Genomic DNA, 17,170 nt, shown 5'->3' with positions numbered 1-17,170 from the left:
ATAAGGGTATAATAATATTTCACAGGAAGAAATAAAAGATTAGTTATTGGTAGTTAATGCCTTATATGGTACTTAAAGGTAATGAATTAACTGCCTATTGATCTAAGGGGGTCACAATATTGAGCAAACAAGTAGATTTTATAAGAGAAGAGGAAAAGTTAAGTGAAATTTTAGAAATTCTAAATAAAGAAATTTTAAAGTATTTAGAAAAAAGAAAGAATGTCACAAACTATATCCTTGAGGCTAGAAAAAAATACGTTGAGGAATATAAAGATGATGAAGACCAGATTATAGATTATTTTGATCACGAAAATTATGTGAAGGAAGAAGCCTATAGAACAATTGACAAAAGGCTTATGGAATATACAAAGCTTAAGGAAATACCTTATTTCGGAAAGGTTTCATTTAAAGAAGGAGAAGACATTCCAGAAGATATGTATGTGGGTAGATATGGATTGACGCTTGAAAATAGTTTTGAACCATTAATTGTTGATTGGAGAGCACCTATTGCATCACTTTTTTATAAAGGAACTCTTGGTAAATCAAGTTATAATCCACCTTCAGGAGAAATAGAAGTAGACATATTATCAAGAAAGCAACTTGTAATTAAGAAAGGTCAGTTAAAAGGAGTATTTGATTCAGCTATAGATGTTAAAGATGAAATACTACAAATGGTTTTAACAGATAATTCATCCGATAAATTAAAAGATATAGTAATGACTATTCAAAAGGAACAAGATGAGATTATAAGAGAGGATAGAAATAAAATAGTCGTTGTAAATGGGGTTGCCGGTTCAGGAAAGACAACTATCGCACTTCATAGAATATCCTATTTACTATACAATTTTAGAAAACAATTTGGAGATAAGGTATTAATCTTTGGACCTAATGATATTTTTATGGATTATATAGCTCAAGTATTGCCTTCGCTTGGAGAAAGTAATATTAAACAAACAACCTTTGAAAATTTTGCGAAGAAAGAAATTAATTTAAAATATGAAAATATAAAGAGCTTCGGTAGCTATATTGAAGATGCTATGAATGGAAAAGAAGATACTTTAGAAGAATATAGATATAAGAGTTCTAAGGCATTTGTTGATTTATTAAATTCTAACTTAGAAATTTTAAATAAAGAATATTTTAAGATACAACCAATTAGATTTAAGAAAGAAGAGATTGTTACAGCTAAAGAGATAGAAGAACTATTTACAAATTATTATAAAGATATGCCTTTGTTTAGAAGAAGTGAGAAAATAAAAAGAATATTAATATCTAAAATAAAAGATAAGAGAGATGAAGAAGTTTATAAGATAAATACTGAGTTTAAAGAAAAGATTAGCAGCTTATCAGAGAAGGAACTTGAAATAGAAAAAAATAATCTAGAATATTTAAAAAGAATTAAGATAAGAGAAATTGTAAGAGCGGTTATGAAATCTCGTGATGAATTAGATACTTGGATTAAGTACGAACCAGTAATAGATATTTATAAGAAAATTGTTAATTTAGATACTGATAAAAACTATATTAATGACTTAGAGAATCTTAATAATGAAGACTTAGGTGAGAATAAAGAAAGACTAAGCTATATGGATTTATCTGGCATACTTTATTTAATGATTAAGTTAAAAGGTATAAAAGTAAAAAATGAGATAAAGCATATTGTAATTGATGAGGCACAGGATTATAGTTTTATTCAATTTGAAATAATTAAAGAAATAACAGGTTGCAAGAGCTATACAATTGTTGGTGATTCAAACCAGAGATTAATAACAACTAGCGAAGAACCTGCAATGCTTCACTTTGACGATGTATTTAAAGATCTTAATGTGGAAATTACAAAGTATGAGTTAAATAAGAGTTATAGGTCAACTCAAGAGATAATGGAATATTCAAATAAATTCTTGGATAAAGACAAGATTGTTCCGTTGGTTAGAAAAGGAGAACCTGTTATTGAAGAAGAAGTTTCTAATAATGAGGAATTTGCGGATACAATAATATCATTAATTGAGGATTATGAAGAAGATGGATACGAGAATGTTGCAGTAATCTTTAAGGATAAAAATGAATTGAATAAATTCTCTCATGTTATTAAAGAAAAGATCAATATTCAAAGTTTAGATAATGATGATATTATGTATAAGGGTGGAAAAGTAATTCTACCAGCTTATTTGGCAAAAGGATTAGAATTTGATGGAGTTATAATAGTAGAAAGTGAAGAGATCGAACCGTTAGTTAAATATATAATGTGTACCAGAGCATTACACAGGTTGTCTGCAGTTAAGTATTTAATATAGTTATATTATAAACTTAACTCTCAGGCCTTATTATCTTAAAAGCTATACGGCTATATAAAATAAAGAATTTTATATAGAATGAGCTATGCTATCTGAAATTTATATATACTAAGCTAGATAATCAATTTTAAATAATAAGTAGGCGGCACCGATAATATGATATTTATGATGGTGCCGCTTTTATTTTTTATTATGTGAATAATTTTTCATAAAGTATGCAAAGTGAAAAATTATAATATAAATTTAATGAGAATAAAATTTCATGATTTTTTGTGAATTTTAAATTATAGAAATACTAAATAAAATTTTTTTATGATTTTAAAATGATTAAAAAACGCTTAAAGCAAGCTTGAAAGCCTTATAATACTAATATATATAACTATTTCCAATACATAAAATATATATTTAAATATATAATAAGTAATGAGGATAAATTTAATTTTAATGAATAATAATTAAACTTTTTATCATATTTCTATTGAGTAAATATAAAAAAGTGTGTATAATTATGCTATCGTTAGTAGAGTAAAGTTTTGGAGGTATTAATAATGAAAGTTGGTATAGTAAAAAAAATAGTTGCTATTGCAGCGGCATCAGCTATTGCAATAGGTATGGTAGGCTGTGGAAACAGCACTAAAGGAAACAAAGAAAACACAAGCAGTAATGCTTCTGCATTACAGGCAATAAAATCAAAAGGTAAGCTTGTAATAGGAACAAGCGCAGATTATCCACCATATGAATTCCATAAAGAAATAGATGGAAAAGATCAAATAGTTGGATTTGATATTGAAATTGCAAAAGAAATGGCAAAAGATTTAGGAGTAGAACTTGAAATAAAAGATATGGCTTTTGATGGATTGCTAGTAGCACTTCAATCAGATAAAATAGATATGGTATTTGCAGGTATGACTCCAACAGACGAAAGAAAACAAAATGCAGATTTCTCAGACATATATTATAATGCAACACATAGATTTGTACTTAGATCAGGTGATGAATCTGGAATAACTAAAATTGAAGATTTAAAAGGAAAGAAAATTGGAGTACAAAAAGGTTCAATACAAGAAGGTATAGCAAAGGATAACTTTGATGCAGCAAATATTAAGTCATTAGACAAAGTTACTGATTTAATGTTAGATTTAAAGAACAATAAAGTTGATGCGGTTTTAGCTGAACAGCCAGTTGCAAAAATAAATGTTGAAAAGAACCAGGGTATAGCAATTGCAGATAAATTAGAGGTTACAGATCCAAACGGCGGATCCGCTGTAGCTATGAAAAAAGGTTCAACTGATTTATTAGAGCAAGTTAATAAGACAATAAAGAGATTAAAAGATGAAGATAAGATAAACCAATTTGTAGTAGATGTAAATAAATTAGTAGACTAATCCTATTTGGCACTAAAAAGTACGATAGAAAATAACGAGTTAGAGATGTAGTATATATTTTGTTATTGACAAGGTGAATTTAGATAATATGATTTATTCCTTCATGAAAGTTATTTAAAATTTCAGAAGTTATATTGGGATTATTTAAAATCACTTTGTACCCGTTGTGGGTATAAGTTTGACTGAAACCGGGTGATAAAGAGAGCTTCACCTGAGAAGTTTTACCTTGTACTAAGTAATGAAAGTTTTTAGCATATAGAAACTATAAGGTAATACATACCAGTATAGTAGAATGCAAAATATACTGACATCATAGTTTGTTATTTTTTTGAGTATTAGATATATGTTGTAAATTTACAATGCACGTTTCACAATTCACAATTGTGGCTAAAATTCTTGTAATATTTTTAGAATTATGATGAAGGATTATTTTTTAAATATATATATTTAAAATTATTTTTATATTGGAAATTAACAACAGTTGAAAATTATCAGATAATGTCTTATAATTAAAAATTAGTGACTATTTTATTATATGTGTATTATTAAGTGAAGCTTGATTCAGATGGGGGGGAGTCCTTAGCTGGAGATTAGTTGAACTTATTTAGGGTCGTGTTACTGCATATATTACTTAAGCAGGTAGCCTAAATATATGATTCAGTGTGAATCGGTTACTCATCTGACTTTAGGAGGAGGAGTTTCATATATTGTGAGAGTATTACAGTGGCTAGACATCAGATAAAGAACTAGGAGGGAAAATATTGAATTTTACATTTTTAGGAAAATACTCTGAATATTATTTAAAAGGTGCAGAAATCACTATTGTATTAGCATTTTTTGCAGTGCTATGTGGTACAATCTTGGGTCTTGCATTAACTCTTTTAAGGCGTTCAAAATTTAAACCAATAAGCTATATAGCAACAGCTTATGTAGAATTTGTAAGAGGTACTCCACTTCTAGTTCAAATCTATATAATCTATATAGGATTACCTAAGCTTATAGGAATAGATATGCCTGATATGACTGTTGGATCAATAGCTTTAGCATTAAACTCAGCAGCATATATATCTGAAATAATAAGAGCTGGAATCGAAGCAGTGGACAAAGGTCAAATGGAAGCAGCTAGAAGTTTAGGAATGAATCAAGGGTTAGCAATGGTTCATGTTATAATTCCACAAGCATTTAAGAATATATTACCTGCTCTTGGAAATGAATTTATTTCTGTAATAAAAGAATCATCAATGGTTTCTGTTATAGGTGTCGCAGAACTTATGTACAATGCAAGTATTGTAAGAGGAAATACAGCTTTAGGATTAGAACCAATAATTGTAGCAGCAGTAGTTTACTTTGTTTTAACTTTCACTTTGACAAGATGTTTAGGTTATGTTGAAAGGAGGATGAAAGCAAGTGATATACGTTAAAGATTTACATAAAAGCTTTGGAAAAAATAATGTGTTAAAAGGAATAGATGAGCATATCAGCAAAGGTGAAGTTGTAGTTGTAATTGGGCCTTCTGGGTCAGGAAAAAGTACATTTTTAAGATGTCTTAACTTATTGGAAACTCCTACATCTGGGCAAATTACTTTTGAAGATAAGGATATAACATCAAAAGCAACTAATATAGATAAGATGAGAGAAAAAATGGGGATGGTATTCCAACAATTTAATTTATTTCCTCATAAAACAGTCTGTGAAAATATATGCCTAGCTCCTATTAAAGTAAAAGGAATTTCTAAAGATGAAGCTAAAAATATAGCAGAAAGCTTATTAAATAAGGTTGGTTTGATAGATAAAATAAATGCTTACCCATCATCATTATCAGGTGGACAAAAGCAAAGAATTGCAATAGCTAGAGCTTTAGCTATGCAGCCAGATGTTATGTTATTCGATGAACCAACATCTGCTTTAGACCCTGAAATGGTTGGAGAAGTTCTAAATGTTATGAAAGATCTTGCAAAGGAAGGTATGACAATGGTAGTTGTTACACACGAAATGGGATTTGCAAGAGAAGTTGGAGATAGAATATTATTTATGGATGAAGGAAAAATATTAGAATCTGGGACTCCAGAGGAAGTATTTAAGAATCCTAAAAATCCACGTACAATAGACTTTTTATCTAAAGTTTTATAATTAACTATACAACAAGGCGTTCACCATAATAACTATTTTTATTAGTTATTATGGTGAACGCCTAAAATTTTAATATAGGGTTCCGCAGTAAAAATGAAATTTATGTGGATACCAGCCGAAATTGAATACATATTTGTTCCATACGACTATGAAAATTTCGCTGGAAGGTTCTAAATGGTAGGTTGCACCCATCACCGCATGCTCCCACTTTCAGTGTGACAAGCAGTGAATAGAACAACCTGCCATTAAGAACCTAGGCAGCTTATTTTCAAATGCCTATTTAACAAATATGTATCCAATTTCTCTGCTTGAGATATTTCAAATTTTCAATGAGGAACCCTATATCCAACTAAGATGCATACTTTTGGATATACTCAAACTTTTAGTTTAATAAGCTAAAAGTAATACGAAGGAGAAGAAAATTTATGTGGTGCAATCCTAGTTGAAAGCCACATGCCAAGTGAAATTACTATAAACATAATATGGAGAGCTAATACAATTAATGGTGCGGCTAAATTAACTCCGCCTTTTTTACGTAATTTATTTATATATTCAGTATTGCTAAGATTTTGTATATTGATAACATTCATTTTGAAGTTTTTAATCTTACGTTCGCAATTGTTAAGATAAATAAAATTTGCATATAAAGTCACTATAATTCTTATGAGCAGTAGCAAAGATAAGTGTATTCCCTTTGGAAAAATCGCTGAAGATACTAAGGTTAAGAGTATCAAAGCAGCTCCTGGAACATAAAGTTTTCTGTATAATAACCAATAGTAACCGAAGAAAAAACATGGCCAGTTCCAAGATAAAAACTTATGTTTATCGTTATATTTGTTGAGGTGTTTAATATAGAAACCGCTATTATTACCGATAAAGATAGCTAGTTCGTCTTGAGAAATGTTGTTGCTTTTGTTGTAAGGAATAGAATATATATTTTTAAATCTGTTTGTATTATGATTATTATCATAGTTATTTCTATTATGATAGACTTTGTTTTGATTAAAGTTATCATTAGATTTGGAGTTGTTTTCAACATGATCTACTTTAATATCAGCATTAACTCTACTATTTAAGTTTTTTTCAGTATGATCTATATTAGTTTTTTCAGTATTTTTAATTGTAGTACCGAAATAAGAACACATAGGATTTATACACACATCATTTATTCCTAGTTCTTCTGAACAATGTGGACATTTCAAAATTATATCCTCCTTTTAATAGCACTTAATACTAAAAGAATATCACAAATTTATCCAATTAACAATGAAAAGGACAGCAAATAGGATACGGCAAAAAGGAATAATGAATTGAAAAAATTTAGGTGGGGGTTCAGCTTTATTTACACCTATAGTTTTAAGGATAAGAATATGTATTAAATGGGATTCAGCAATATAGAAAAAGTACAGCCATTATTTCAAACTAGAAGTTTCTTGGTTTGAAATAATGGCTGTATTTTTATGTGTAGTGTTTGTCTATAGTAATGACACAGTTATAGGAAGGATGATATTTCTTTACTCCTTCAGATATTATATTTATAAGTTCAGTATCAGTTATAGAGAGTTCTTTTGATGGTTCAATAACAACGTCAAAAATTAAGTTCTTAATATCACCTTCACCGACTACTCTAAAATCATGTATTGACTCTATATAATCATATTTTTCAATTATGGATAGAATTTCATCATAAGCTTCTTTGACTTCGCCTTCAATAATGCAGATAGGATCGATGTGAATAACTAAGTAAATCTTAAGTGCTTTTGAAATTTCTCTTTCAGCTTTATCAATCACTTCGTGAATATCTACAACGTTAATATTTCCAGGAATTTCAGCATGAATAGATGCCATACATTTACCAGGACCATAATTGTGAACTATTAAATCATGTGAGCCGAGGATGTTATCATAAGACAAAACCATTCTTTCTATGGATTCAACAAGTTCTGGATCTGGCGCTTCTCCTAAAAGTGGATTTATAGTATCTTTAACTAAATTGAAACCGGCATAAACAATGAATAATGCAACAAACATTCCTATATATCCGTCTATAGGGAAAGAAGTGAATTTTGAAGCTAAAAATGAAATAGCCACACAAGTAGTGGTAAATACATCCCCTAGAGCATCTGTAGAAGCAGCTTTTAGAGCAGAGGAATTAATCTTTTCACCAATAAATTTATTAAATTTAGAAAGCCAAATCTTAAAAAAGATAGATATAATAAGCAAAATAAAAGAAGTCATCTCAAAGGTAATAGGCTCTGGTTTAATTATTTTTTCAAAGGAAGATTTAATAAATTGAAAACCAACCAACATTACCATAAAAGCTACAATTAAAGCTGAAAGGTACTCAATTCTTCCGTGTCCAAAAGGATGCTCTCTATCTGCGGGTTTGCTTGAAAGTTTAAACCCTAAAATGGTTATTAATGACGATGCAGCATCAGAAAGGTTATTAAAGGCATCAGCCATAATAGCAATACTGGAAACAACAATTCCTACAGAAAGCTTTATAACAAACAACATAACATTCGCTAATATCCCAATAATTCCACCGAGTATACCGTAAGAACTTCTAACTGTGTCATCTTTAACATTAGAATTATCCTTAACAAATTTATTAACTATAAGTTCAAAAAACATGAAATACACTCCAATCATAAGAAATTACCAATAAGTATTACATCTATTATATTAAATATTTTTAGTTAAGCAAGTATTTTTTTACCAGAAGTTAAGCAATCTAACACTAATAAATATATATTTCATATTTTAAATATATTCTAAGTTTATAGTAGCACTTTACTGTGTTATAATTTATATAGAAAATATTCGAGGGGGCAATTTTTATGAAGGATATTATATTTACTGGTGCGGCAGTTGCAATTGTTACACCTTTTACAGAAGATGGAATTAATTTCTCTGAATTAAAAAAACTAATTGATTTTAATATAGAGAATGGTACAGATGCAATTGTAATTGCAGGAACTACGGGTGAGTCTTCAACTATGACTGATGAAGAACACAGGGAAGTTATTAGATTTACAGTAGAATATGTAAATAAAAGAGTACCAGTTATTGCGGGCACAGGGTCTAATGATACAGTTTATGCTGTTGAATTATCAAAATACGCTGAAAGCGTTGGTGCAGATGCACTTTTATTAGTAACACCATATTACAATAAAACTACTCAAACTGGTTTAATAAAACATTACAATTATATTGCGGATAGAGTTAATATCCCAATAATTCTATATAATGTACCATCAAGAACAGGAGTTAATATAACACCTGAAACATATGCAGAATTAGCTAAGCATCCACGTATAGTTGCAACAAAAGAAGCTAGTGGGGATCTTTCGGCGATTGCAAAGATAAAAGCGATATGTAAAGATGAACTTAATATATATTCTGGAAATGATGATCAAATAGTTCCGATCTTATCACTTGGGGGAAAAGGCGTTATTTCAGTCTTTTCAAATATTATGCCAAAAGAGTCTCATGAAATTTGTAGTTTATATTTTGAAGGAAAAGTTGAAGAAAGCTGTAACCTTCAAACAAAATATTTAGATCTTATTAATACATTATTTATAGAAGTAAACCCAATCCCAGTAAAGACTGCATTAGGAATTATGGGATATAACGTAGGACCACTTAGAATGCCATTATTTCCAATGGAAGGCAAGAATCTAGAAAAATTACGTGAAGAACTTGCTAAAAATAATCTTATATAAGTTTTAGTGTGTATTTTAAGTATAGATAAATAATATTTAATTTAGATTTACAAAATAATTCACATAAATAAGCAATGTATTAATGAACGCTTGGATATTATAAATTCGGGCGTTCATTTTCGTTCTTTTATAAAGAAAGTATAAAAAGTTAAATCTATAGATAATTATTGAAAACGTAAGAAATATATGTTTTGCGAGGCAGATGCATAAGAATTTTTTGTCCACGATTATCTACCATTTTACTATATCAAAATATTTTATGTATTAGATCCAAATTAAAATTTAGATGTATTTTACCCATGGAATAAAATTATTTCTAAAAAATATAAAAAATTTTAGAGAAATTATGTAATTGTTCATTTTTATACATATATTCCATATAGAAGACTAATTTAAATGGGAGAGTGTTAAAGATGAAAGAAAGAAAATTTGTTAAATTAAGAGTTGATATGTATGATGATACTAAATCTAAAATAATAGATACAATGAATGAAAGGGACCTTATTCAGTATATTTGGATTAGACTTATTGTCTTAGCTGGGAAGGTAAATTTAGAAGGAGAATTATTTTTGTCTAGAAATATTCCATACACAATGGAAACCCTTGCTATAGAATTCAATAGAGATATTGAACGAGTGAAATTAGCTATGAAAGTTCTAATGGATTTAGAAATGATTGAGTTTACTGAAGATAAAATCTATAAAGTAAAAAACTTTGCTAAGCATCAAAATATTAAAATAAATAAGAATATTGAAATTAAAGATAATGTAGTAAAAGAAAATGATTCTAGTCACAAAATGGATGAGCCTAAAATTAAAGATAGAGAAAATCTAATGGGTGTTGATTCAAAAAGTAGTGGATATAAAAGCATTGATGAAATTGTTAGAAATAAAACTGCTAAGATTGAAGATAAGAGTATTGTGATTCCTAAGGAAGAGATAAATGAAAAGAATAATAATGATAATAATAGTAACAATTGTAATACATATAATAAAGATTCTACCAGTGTGGATTCTGAATTTGTGGTTAAAGGTAATGCAGAAAATGAAAGCTTTGCAAATAGTAATAAAAATACTAGTAATATCATAATTGCTGAAAGAACTCAGAATAGTGATACTATAAATGCTAGTATAGATTATATCAATAATAAAGATAACAATAAAAACATAGAATGTATAGATAATACTAGAAATGTAGATGTGATAAATAGTAATATTACTTGCATAAACAACAATGCTAATATGAATATAAGCTTAGAAACTGAAAAAGGTTCTTGCGAAAGTAATGTAAATAATGCAAAGTCAAGTATACCAATCTATGTGAAAAAGAAGAATAGTAAGGGCAGAAAAAAATCCAATAATAAAAGCGACATTAACGAGATAAATTTAAGTGACGATGATGAAGAAATAGTTGAACTTTGTTCAGGAGATGTGACGCTTGGAAAAGATGAAAAAGTAGTTATGGCATTTACTATGTAGGTATTATCTAATATAAAATTTTCTAGATAATCACACATATAAAATATGCATTATTTTCTAAAAAGGTATATAATATTAAAAGTGAATTTAATATTGTTTAATGTTTTACGAGAAAAATTTAATTTATGTAGGGAGAGATAATAACTATATGAATAATGCGCAAGAATTATTAGATTTTATAAATAAGGGTAAGACGGCTTTTCAAAGTACTTATGAAATTAAAAATATCTTAGATAAGCAAGGTTATACAGAAATTAAAGAAGAAGATAAATGGGAGTTAAAAAAAGGTAGTAAACACTATATTATAAAAAATAACTCTGCATTAATTGCCTTTGAAATAGGAAATGGTGATATTGAAAAAGATGGGTTCAGATTAATAGGGGCACATACTGATTCACCAGGATTTAGAATAAAGCCAAATCCAGAAATGAAAGTTGAAGGACATTATGTGAAATTAAATACTGAAGTATATGGAGGGCCAATACTAAGTACTTGGTTTGATAGACCTTTAAGCATAGCAGGAAGAGTAACTTTAAAGGGAGAAAATCCATTCAGTCCAAGAGTTGAATTATTGGATGTAAATAAGCCAGTTTTAATTATTCCTAACTTAGCAATACATATGAATAGAAGCGTGAATGAGGGTTATGAATATAATAAGCAAAAAGATACTTTACCAATGCTTACAATAGTTGAAGATAAGCTAGAAGAGGATAATTATTTAATTAATTTAATAGCAGAAACTTTAAAGGTAGATTCTAGCGATATATTAGATTTCGATTTGTTTTTATATGAGTATGCAGAAGGTATGCTAATTGGCTTAAATGATGAATTTATATCATGCGGAAGACTAGATGATTTATGGATGGTATTTGCAGGATTAAAAGCTTTAATAAGCAGTAATGAAATTAAAGCAACGAAGGTATTAGTAGCTTTAGATAATGAGGAAATAGGAAGCTTAACATCCCAAGGTGCAAATTCATCAATTTTAGAAAATATTTTAGAGAGAATAACTTTGGGTCTTGAAAAAGATAGAGAAAGTTTCAAGAGAGCATTAAGCAACTCAATAATGATATCAGCAGACTTAGCTCATGCAATACATCCAAACTATGTTGAAAAATGTGATCCTACAAATAAGCCTATGCTTGGAAAAGGGCCTGTACTTAAAATTGCAGCAGGTGGAAGTTATTCAACTGATAGTTATGCAAGTGCTGTCTTCAAAGGAATCTGTGAAAAAGCTGAAGTTCCATGTCAGGTATTTGTAAATAGATCGGATTTAAGAGGGGGAACAACCATTGGACCTATTACTGCATCAAAATTAAATATACCAGTAATAGATATGGGAGCGCCACTACTAAGTATGCATTCAATAAGAGAATTAGCTACTGTAAAGGATAATGAATATACAATTAAAGCATTTACTGAGTTTTTTAATTAGTAGAATTTTTTTAAATAGAGCCTTACTCAATAAAACATAATTTGAGTAGGACTCTATTTTTTGTTATTTACAATTAGTTTAAATTAATAACTCAATAATATGAAAGTGATTGGTACAATGGGTGTTATATCCTATTAGATAAAGGTTCAAATGAATTGAAAAGAATATTGAAGATTTTATAGGTGCAACACTATAGCTAAGTTTTTAGATGAAAATATAGTTATTGGAGATGAAGAAAAATTGATAGAGGGTCTTAATGATCTTTTTGTTATTTACAGTTTTAAAACAAAAAAAATTAAATTATTGGGTAATATTTATATATATTGCGTAAAGAAAAGCCAATTATTAGTAATTAAAAGTTAAAAGAGAACTTTTTAATATGAAATTCACAATTTATTTAAAATGATTGTATTTGTATCTAAAAATATATAAAATAAATAAAGCGATATTTGTTTGAAATGTTGAAATTAGGTAATATTATGTAGTATAATGGCAATAATTAAATGATTAGGGCGTATCTAAAAATATAGTACTCTATACTATTTACAAGAATGCTTATATATACCGTTTTCCATAAACCAAAGCGTTCTGGTCAGTTAAACGATTCGGATTTGCTTGGTGCAACCGATAAAATTTCGTTAAACATCACCATATTGTTCATCCAAGGATATCCAGCTTTTGTACTGGGAATAAACCTCTTATTTGACTCTGATATTAATCAGATATTTCGTAATGCTTGTGTGCCATAATAGTCATCTCTAAGTTTTTTTCTTATTCTATATGGAATTTAGAATTTACTGAATTTCAATTTTTGGACAAACTGTAAATGATTAAGTATTCAAAATCCGGCATTGGGACCATGATATTAACTCTAGTTAGTAAGGATATCTATCAGTAAAATTAGATTTTTTCTCATAGAATTCAAATTTTAGTGATAAAGATTCTTCAAAAATAAATTTTAAAGGCGTATAAAATTTATTGCTTTAACGCTTTAAAAAAATTAAAACCAATTTAATGAGGAGGTATATTTATTAAATTCAAAAAAATGAAGCTAATTTATAGGGAGGGGTATTCATTGAAACAAAAAAGGATTTTAAGTTGGGTGATTGTCTTTGTAATGATTTTCACAATATTATTACCAATAAAAAAAGTTTATGCATTATCATCATATGTAATTGGGGGTCAAACAAGTAACGGATCTTTGAGAGTTACAATTGATGGTAATGGAGGAATTAATGTAGAAAAATATAATGGAAGTAGCTTTCAACAGCAATACTATGCACCATCTGGAGCAGTGTTAAATGTTGATGGTCAATTGTATACTTTGGGAGAATACTATTATATTGAAGATAGACAGATTAAAGCTACAATTAAAACTCAAATGGCAGACGGTAATTCAGTTACTACTGTTTGGGATGCGGGATCAATTGAAGTAACTCAAAAAGTAACATTGCCTTCTATAAATTCTCAGTACATAAAACTTGATTGGTCATTTAATAATATGAGTGGATCATCAATAAATAATATACACTTTTTACGAGGAGAAGATACTTATCTTAATGGTGGTGATAATGGAGCAGGATTTTGGGACGCTTCCACTCATACTATTGGTGTAACTAAAACAGATAATGGTGTTACTCAAAGATTAGGAATGCAAGGAATAACCACGCCTAATTCTTATACATCTCAAGAATATGATCTTGTAGCTAACGAAGTTTGTGGTGGTGAGACACTTAGTAATACTATTGATGATAATGTAAACACAGACAATGGCTATGCATTGGAATGGAATACTAGCTCATTAGCTGCGAACTCAATATGGAAAGTAAGTGCAATTGAAAGTTTTATAGCTTCTTCAATAACAGCATCAGCTGATAACAAGACAACGGCAGGGGACCCTGTTACTTTAACATTTAATGTAACCAATTCTAGTAATAGTTCACAAGATGTTACTTATTCTATATCTAATCCTGATGGATGGAGAGCTCAGTTACAAAAAGAAAGTGATACAATTGCATCTTATGCAACAAATTCATTAAGTGTAGTGGTCACACCTAGCGGGAGTATAAATAATGGAGTGTATGAAATACTATTAAATATATCATCAGATGGAGTTGAGACCCAAGCGGTTGGGACTGTGGCTGTAAATATAACGCAAGCAATAAATAGTGTTTCAGTAAATCCGGAAACTGTAAGCGTAGTACAAGGACAAACAAAACAATTAGGAGCAACAGTAAATGCAGTAGGTGGAGCAGCTCAAGCTGTAACTTGGTCGAGCAGTGATACAAATAATAAAGTAACAGTAGATTCAAATGGTTTAGTAACTGTAGCATCAGATGCAACACCAGGAGATTATACAATAACAGCAACATCAACAGTAGATACAAGTAAGGCAGGAACAGCAACAATAACAGTAACTGCAGCCCCAGTGGCACCAGCAGTAAACAGTGTTACAGTAAATCCAACAACTGCAAGCGTAGTACAAGGGCAAACTAAACAATTAGAGTCAACAGTAAATGCAGTAGGTGGAGCAGCCCAAGCAGTAACGTGGTCGAGCAGTGATACAAGCAGAAAAGTAACAGTAGATGAAGCAGGATTAGTAACTGTAGCATCAGATGCAACACCAGGAGATTATACAATAACAGCAACATCAACAGTAGATACAAGTAAGACAGGAACAGCAACAATAACAGTAATGACATCAGCAGCAGTAACATACACTCTTAACTACACAGCAGAAGCAGGTGGAACAATTGAAGGAGATTCAGCGCAGATAGTAGATGAAGGATCTGATGGAACTACAGTTACAGCAGTACCTGATACAGGTTATCATTTCGTAAACTGGAGTGATGGAAAAGCTAATGCAAGTAGAATGGATACTAATGTACATGAGGATATGAACGTAAGTGCAGAATTTGAAATGGATTTACCTAATAATACGGATATAACAACACCAGCAGCTGTAAGAATTAGCGGAAATCAAAAAGTAGATAATACTTTAGAAGCTCAGTTAATAGATGAAAATGGCCTAAGTGTAACAACATCTTCAGCAGTAACATATAAATGGTATAGAATATCAGGTAACGATGTTGATAATGGAACACTAGTTGGTGAAGGATCAACTTATAAGCTGATTAGCAGTGATATAGGTAAATATATTAAATTAGTAGTATCTTATATAGATAAAACTTTTGAAAAGATTACATCAAAGATTTCGGGGAATTCATCAAGTAGTAGCTCAGGTTCATCGGGTCATAGTAGTTCATCCAAAACTAGTAGTTCAAGTTCAACGGAAAAGATTACAGTAAAGGTTACAGATGGAAAAAGTGATACTTCGGTATCGCAAACTATAATAGAAAGAACTACATCAAGTGATGGAACTAAAAAGGATACAGTAACGTATACACTTGATAAGGCAAAAGAAACAATAGCAGCGCTAGCAAGCTCAGGAAAAGATACTGCAAGAATAGTTGCAGTAGATGGAGATACTTCTGTATCTGAAACAAGGGTTAATATTCCAAATGATACATTGAACGTACTTTCAAGTGGAAATGTAAATTTACAAATAGAAACAGGTAGTGCAATGGTTTCGTTGCCAAAAGAGTCTATACAAGGATTGGTTCAAAATGGAGAATTAAATGGGGATTTATATTTTAGATTAGTACCAATAAAAGATCAGACAAAGCAGACAGCAATTAAGGAAACAGCAAATCAACAAGCTGTAATAAGAGCTATATCAGGAAATAATGGAGTACAAGTATTAGGAACACCGATGACTATTGAAACAAACATGAGTCAAAGAGCTGTAGAAATTGTATTACCATTAAAGGGAATTAATCTTCCAAATGATCCAACTGAAAGACAAGCTTTTTTAAGTGATCTTGGAGTGTTCATTGAACATAGTGATGGAGAAAAGGTTCTTGAAAAGGGTCAAGTGGTTGAATATGCGGCTGGAGTCTTTGGAATTAAATTCACAGTAAATAAGTTCAGCGATTTCACCATAGTGAAATTAAACAAATCAAATCAAACTGGTTGGAAGAAGGACAATGGATATTGGTATTTCTTCAACAATACTGGAACTATGATAACTGGATGGTATAAGTCAGAAAGTGGAGATTGGGTATATGATGGAAAAGATACAGTAGGACAATGGTTCCACTTAGGCATAGATGGAAAAATGGACACAGGCTGGTTTAAAGATAGTGATGGTACATGGTATTTCTTATGCGATGGTGAAAACTATGGCGCTTTAGGCTATATGGAAACAGGATGGAAATTCATTGATGGTAAATGGTATTTCTTAAAAAGCAATGGAGCTATGGCAACAGGTTGGGCATATGTAGATGGAAATTGGTACTATTTATATACTGACGGTAGCATGGCAAGTAACACTGCAATTGATGGTTATAGATTAGATACAAATGGAGCTTGGATTAACAATTAAAACTATATATTCGTCAAAGTGTTTTTAAAACATGCTATTTAAATTTAAGGATGACTTCTGCATTAAGCAGAAGTCATTTTTTTCCTATTTATAAAATAAAAATGAGGTCTAATATCTTACAATTTTTTTATTCTGGCAGATAACATTTGAATATAAGAATACTTTTTATAATTTTGGTAAAAATATCTCCGTTGGGTAATTGTTATTAATGTTAGGTATATGAAAGAAAATAATAATCGATAATGCAAAATGTTGTATTTATCTTTAGATAAGAAAATA

The 17,170-nt window shown here is 29.7% G+C and carries 10 protein-coding genes; 8 read left to right on the top strand and 2 right to left on the bottom strand.

Annotation, left to right across the window (positions count from 1 at the left end; all coding sequences use genetic code 11):
• The first annotated feature begins 119 nt into the window (after positions 1–119).
• The 4 genes from helD (at position 120) to L1S46_RS00740 (ending at position 5,809) form a co-directional block, all read left to right on the top strand.
• Positions 120–2,294, top strand: a complete 2,175-nt coding sequence (gene helD / locus L1S46_RS00755) for an RNA polymerase recycling motor HelD (protein WP_238898844.1) — start codon at positions 120–122, stop codon at positions 2,292–2,294.
• Positions 2,295–2,842: 548 nt separating this feature from the next.
• A complete protein-coding gene (locus L1S46_RS00750; protein ID WP_238898843.1) occupies positions 2,843–3,679 on the top strand; it encodes an ABC transporter substrate-binding protein in 837 nt (278 codons plus the stop codon).
• Between the two features lie 761 nt (positions 3,680–4,440).
• Positions 4,441–5,100, top strand: a complete 660-nt coding sequence (locus tag L1S46_RS00745) for an amino acid ABC transporter permease (protein ID WP_017212139.1) — start codon at positions 4,441–4,443, stop codon at positions 5,098–5,100.
• Positions 5,087–5,809: an amino acid ABC transporter ATP-binding protein gene (locus tag L1S46_RS00740; protein ID WP_039770789.1), complete on the top strand. Its 723-nt coding sequence runs from the start codon at positions 5,087–5,089 to the stop codon at positions 5,807–5,809. The genes L1S46_RS00745 and L1S46_RS00740 overlap by 14 nt, the downstream gene beginning before the upstream one ends.
• Before the next feature lie 395 nt (positions 5,810–6,204).
• Here the strand turns inward: L1S46_RS00740 and L1S46_RS00735 are convergent, their stop codons facing one another.
• Together L1S46_RS00735 and L1S46_RS00730 are read right to left on the bottom strand one after the other, a co-directional pair.
• Positions 6,205–7,011, bottom strand: coding sequence for a DUF2628 domain-containing protein (locus L1S46_RS00735; protein WP_238898842.1), 807 nt, complete (start codon positions 7,009–7,011; stop codon positions 6,205–6,207).
• A 256-nt stretch (positions 7,012–7,267) separates the two neighbouring features.
• Complete coding sequence (locus tag L1S46_RS00730) at positions 7,268–8,443, bottom strand: cation diffusion facilitator family transporter (protein ID WP_077831797.1); 1,176 nt, start codon at positions 8,441–8,443, stop codon at positions 7,268–7,270.
• A 218-nt stretch (positions 8,444–8,661) separates the two neighbouring features.
• Between L1S46_RS00730 and dapA the strand changes: the two genes are divergently transcribed.
• The 4 genes from dapA to L1S46_RS00710 all read left to right on the top strand — a co-directional run bounded on the left by dapA (position 8,662) and on the right by L1S46_RS00710 (position 16,891).
• Positions 8,662–9,534 carry a 4-hydroxy-tetrahydrodipicolinate synthase gene (dapA, locus tag L1S46_RS00725; protein ID WP_196774640.1) on the top strand — a complete coding sequence of 291 codons (873 nt, stop codon included), beginning with the start codon at positions 8,662–8,664 and terminating at the stop codon, positions 9,532–9,534.
• A gap of 413 nt (positions 9,535–9,947) precedes the next feature.
• Complete coding sequence (locus L1S46_RS00720) at positions 9,948–11,012, top strand: phage replisome organizer N-terminal domain-containing protein (protein WP_238898840.1); 1,065 nt, start codon at positions 9,948–9,950, stop codon at positions 11,010–11,012.
• A gap of 148 nt (positions 11,013–11,160) precedes the next feature.
• A complete protein-coding gene (locus tag L1S46_RS00715) occupies positions 11,161–12,447 on the top strand; it encodes a M18 family aminopeptidase (protein ID WP_238898838.1) in 1,287 nt (428 codons plus the stop codon).
• Between the two features lie 1,075 nt (positions 12,448–13,522).
• Positions 13,523–16,891 carry an Ig-like domain-containing protein gene (locus L1S46_RS00710; RefSeq protein WP_238898836.1) on the top strand — a complete coding sequence of 1,123 codons (3,369 nt, stop codon included), beginning with the start codon at positions 13,523–13,525 and terminating at the stop codon, positions 16,889–16,891.
• Positions 16,892–17,170 lie beyond the last annotated feature (279 nt).

Source organism: Clostridium sp. YIM B02500, assembly GCF_022324665.1.
Classification (GTDB): Bacteria; Bacillota; Clostridia; order Clostridiales; family Clostridiaceae; genus Clostridium; species Clostridium beijerinckii.
The sequence above is the reverse complement of the archived record's forward strand: the minus strand, read 5'-3'. Positions and strand labels throughout refer to the sequence as shown.

Excerpts from the sequence above, each read along its gene's own strand:
- L1S46_RS00750 (WP_238898843.1), top strand. The coding sequence starts at position 2,843 with ATGAAAGTTGGTATAGTAAAAAAAATAGTTGCTATTGCAGCGGCATCA.
- L1S46_RS00730 (WP_077831797.1), bottom strand. The coding sequence starts at position 8,443 with ATGTTTTTTGAACTTATAGTTAATAAATTTGTTAAGGATAATTCTAAT.
- L1S46_RS00720 (WP_238898840.1), top strand. The coding sequence starts at position 9,948 with ATGAAAGAAAGAAAATTTGTTAAATTAAGAGTTGATATGTATGATGAT.
- L1S46_RS00715 (WP_238898838.1), top strand. The coding sequence starts at position 11,161 with ATGAATAATGCGCAAGAATTATTAGATTTTATAAATAAGGGTAAGACG.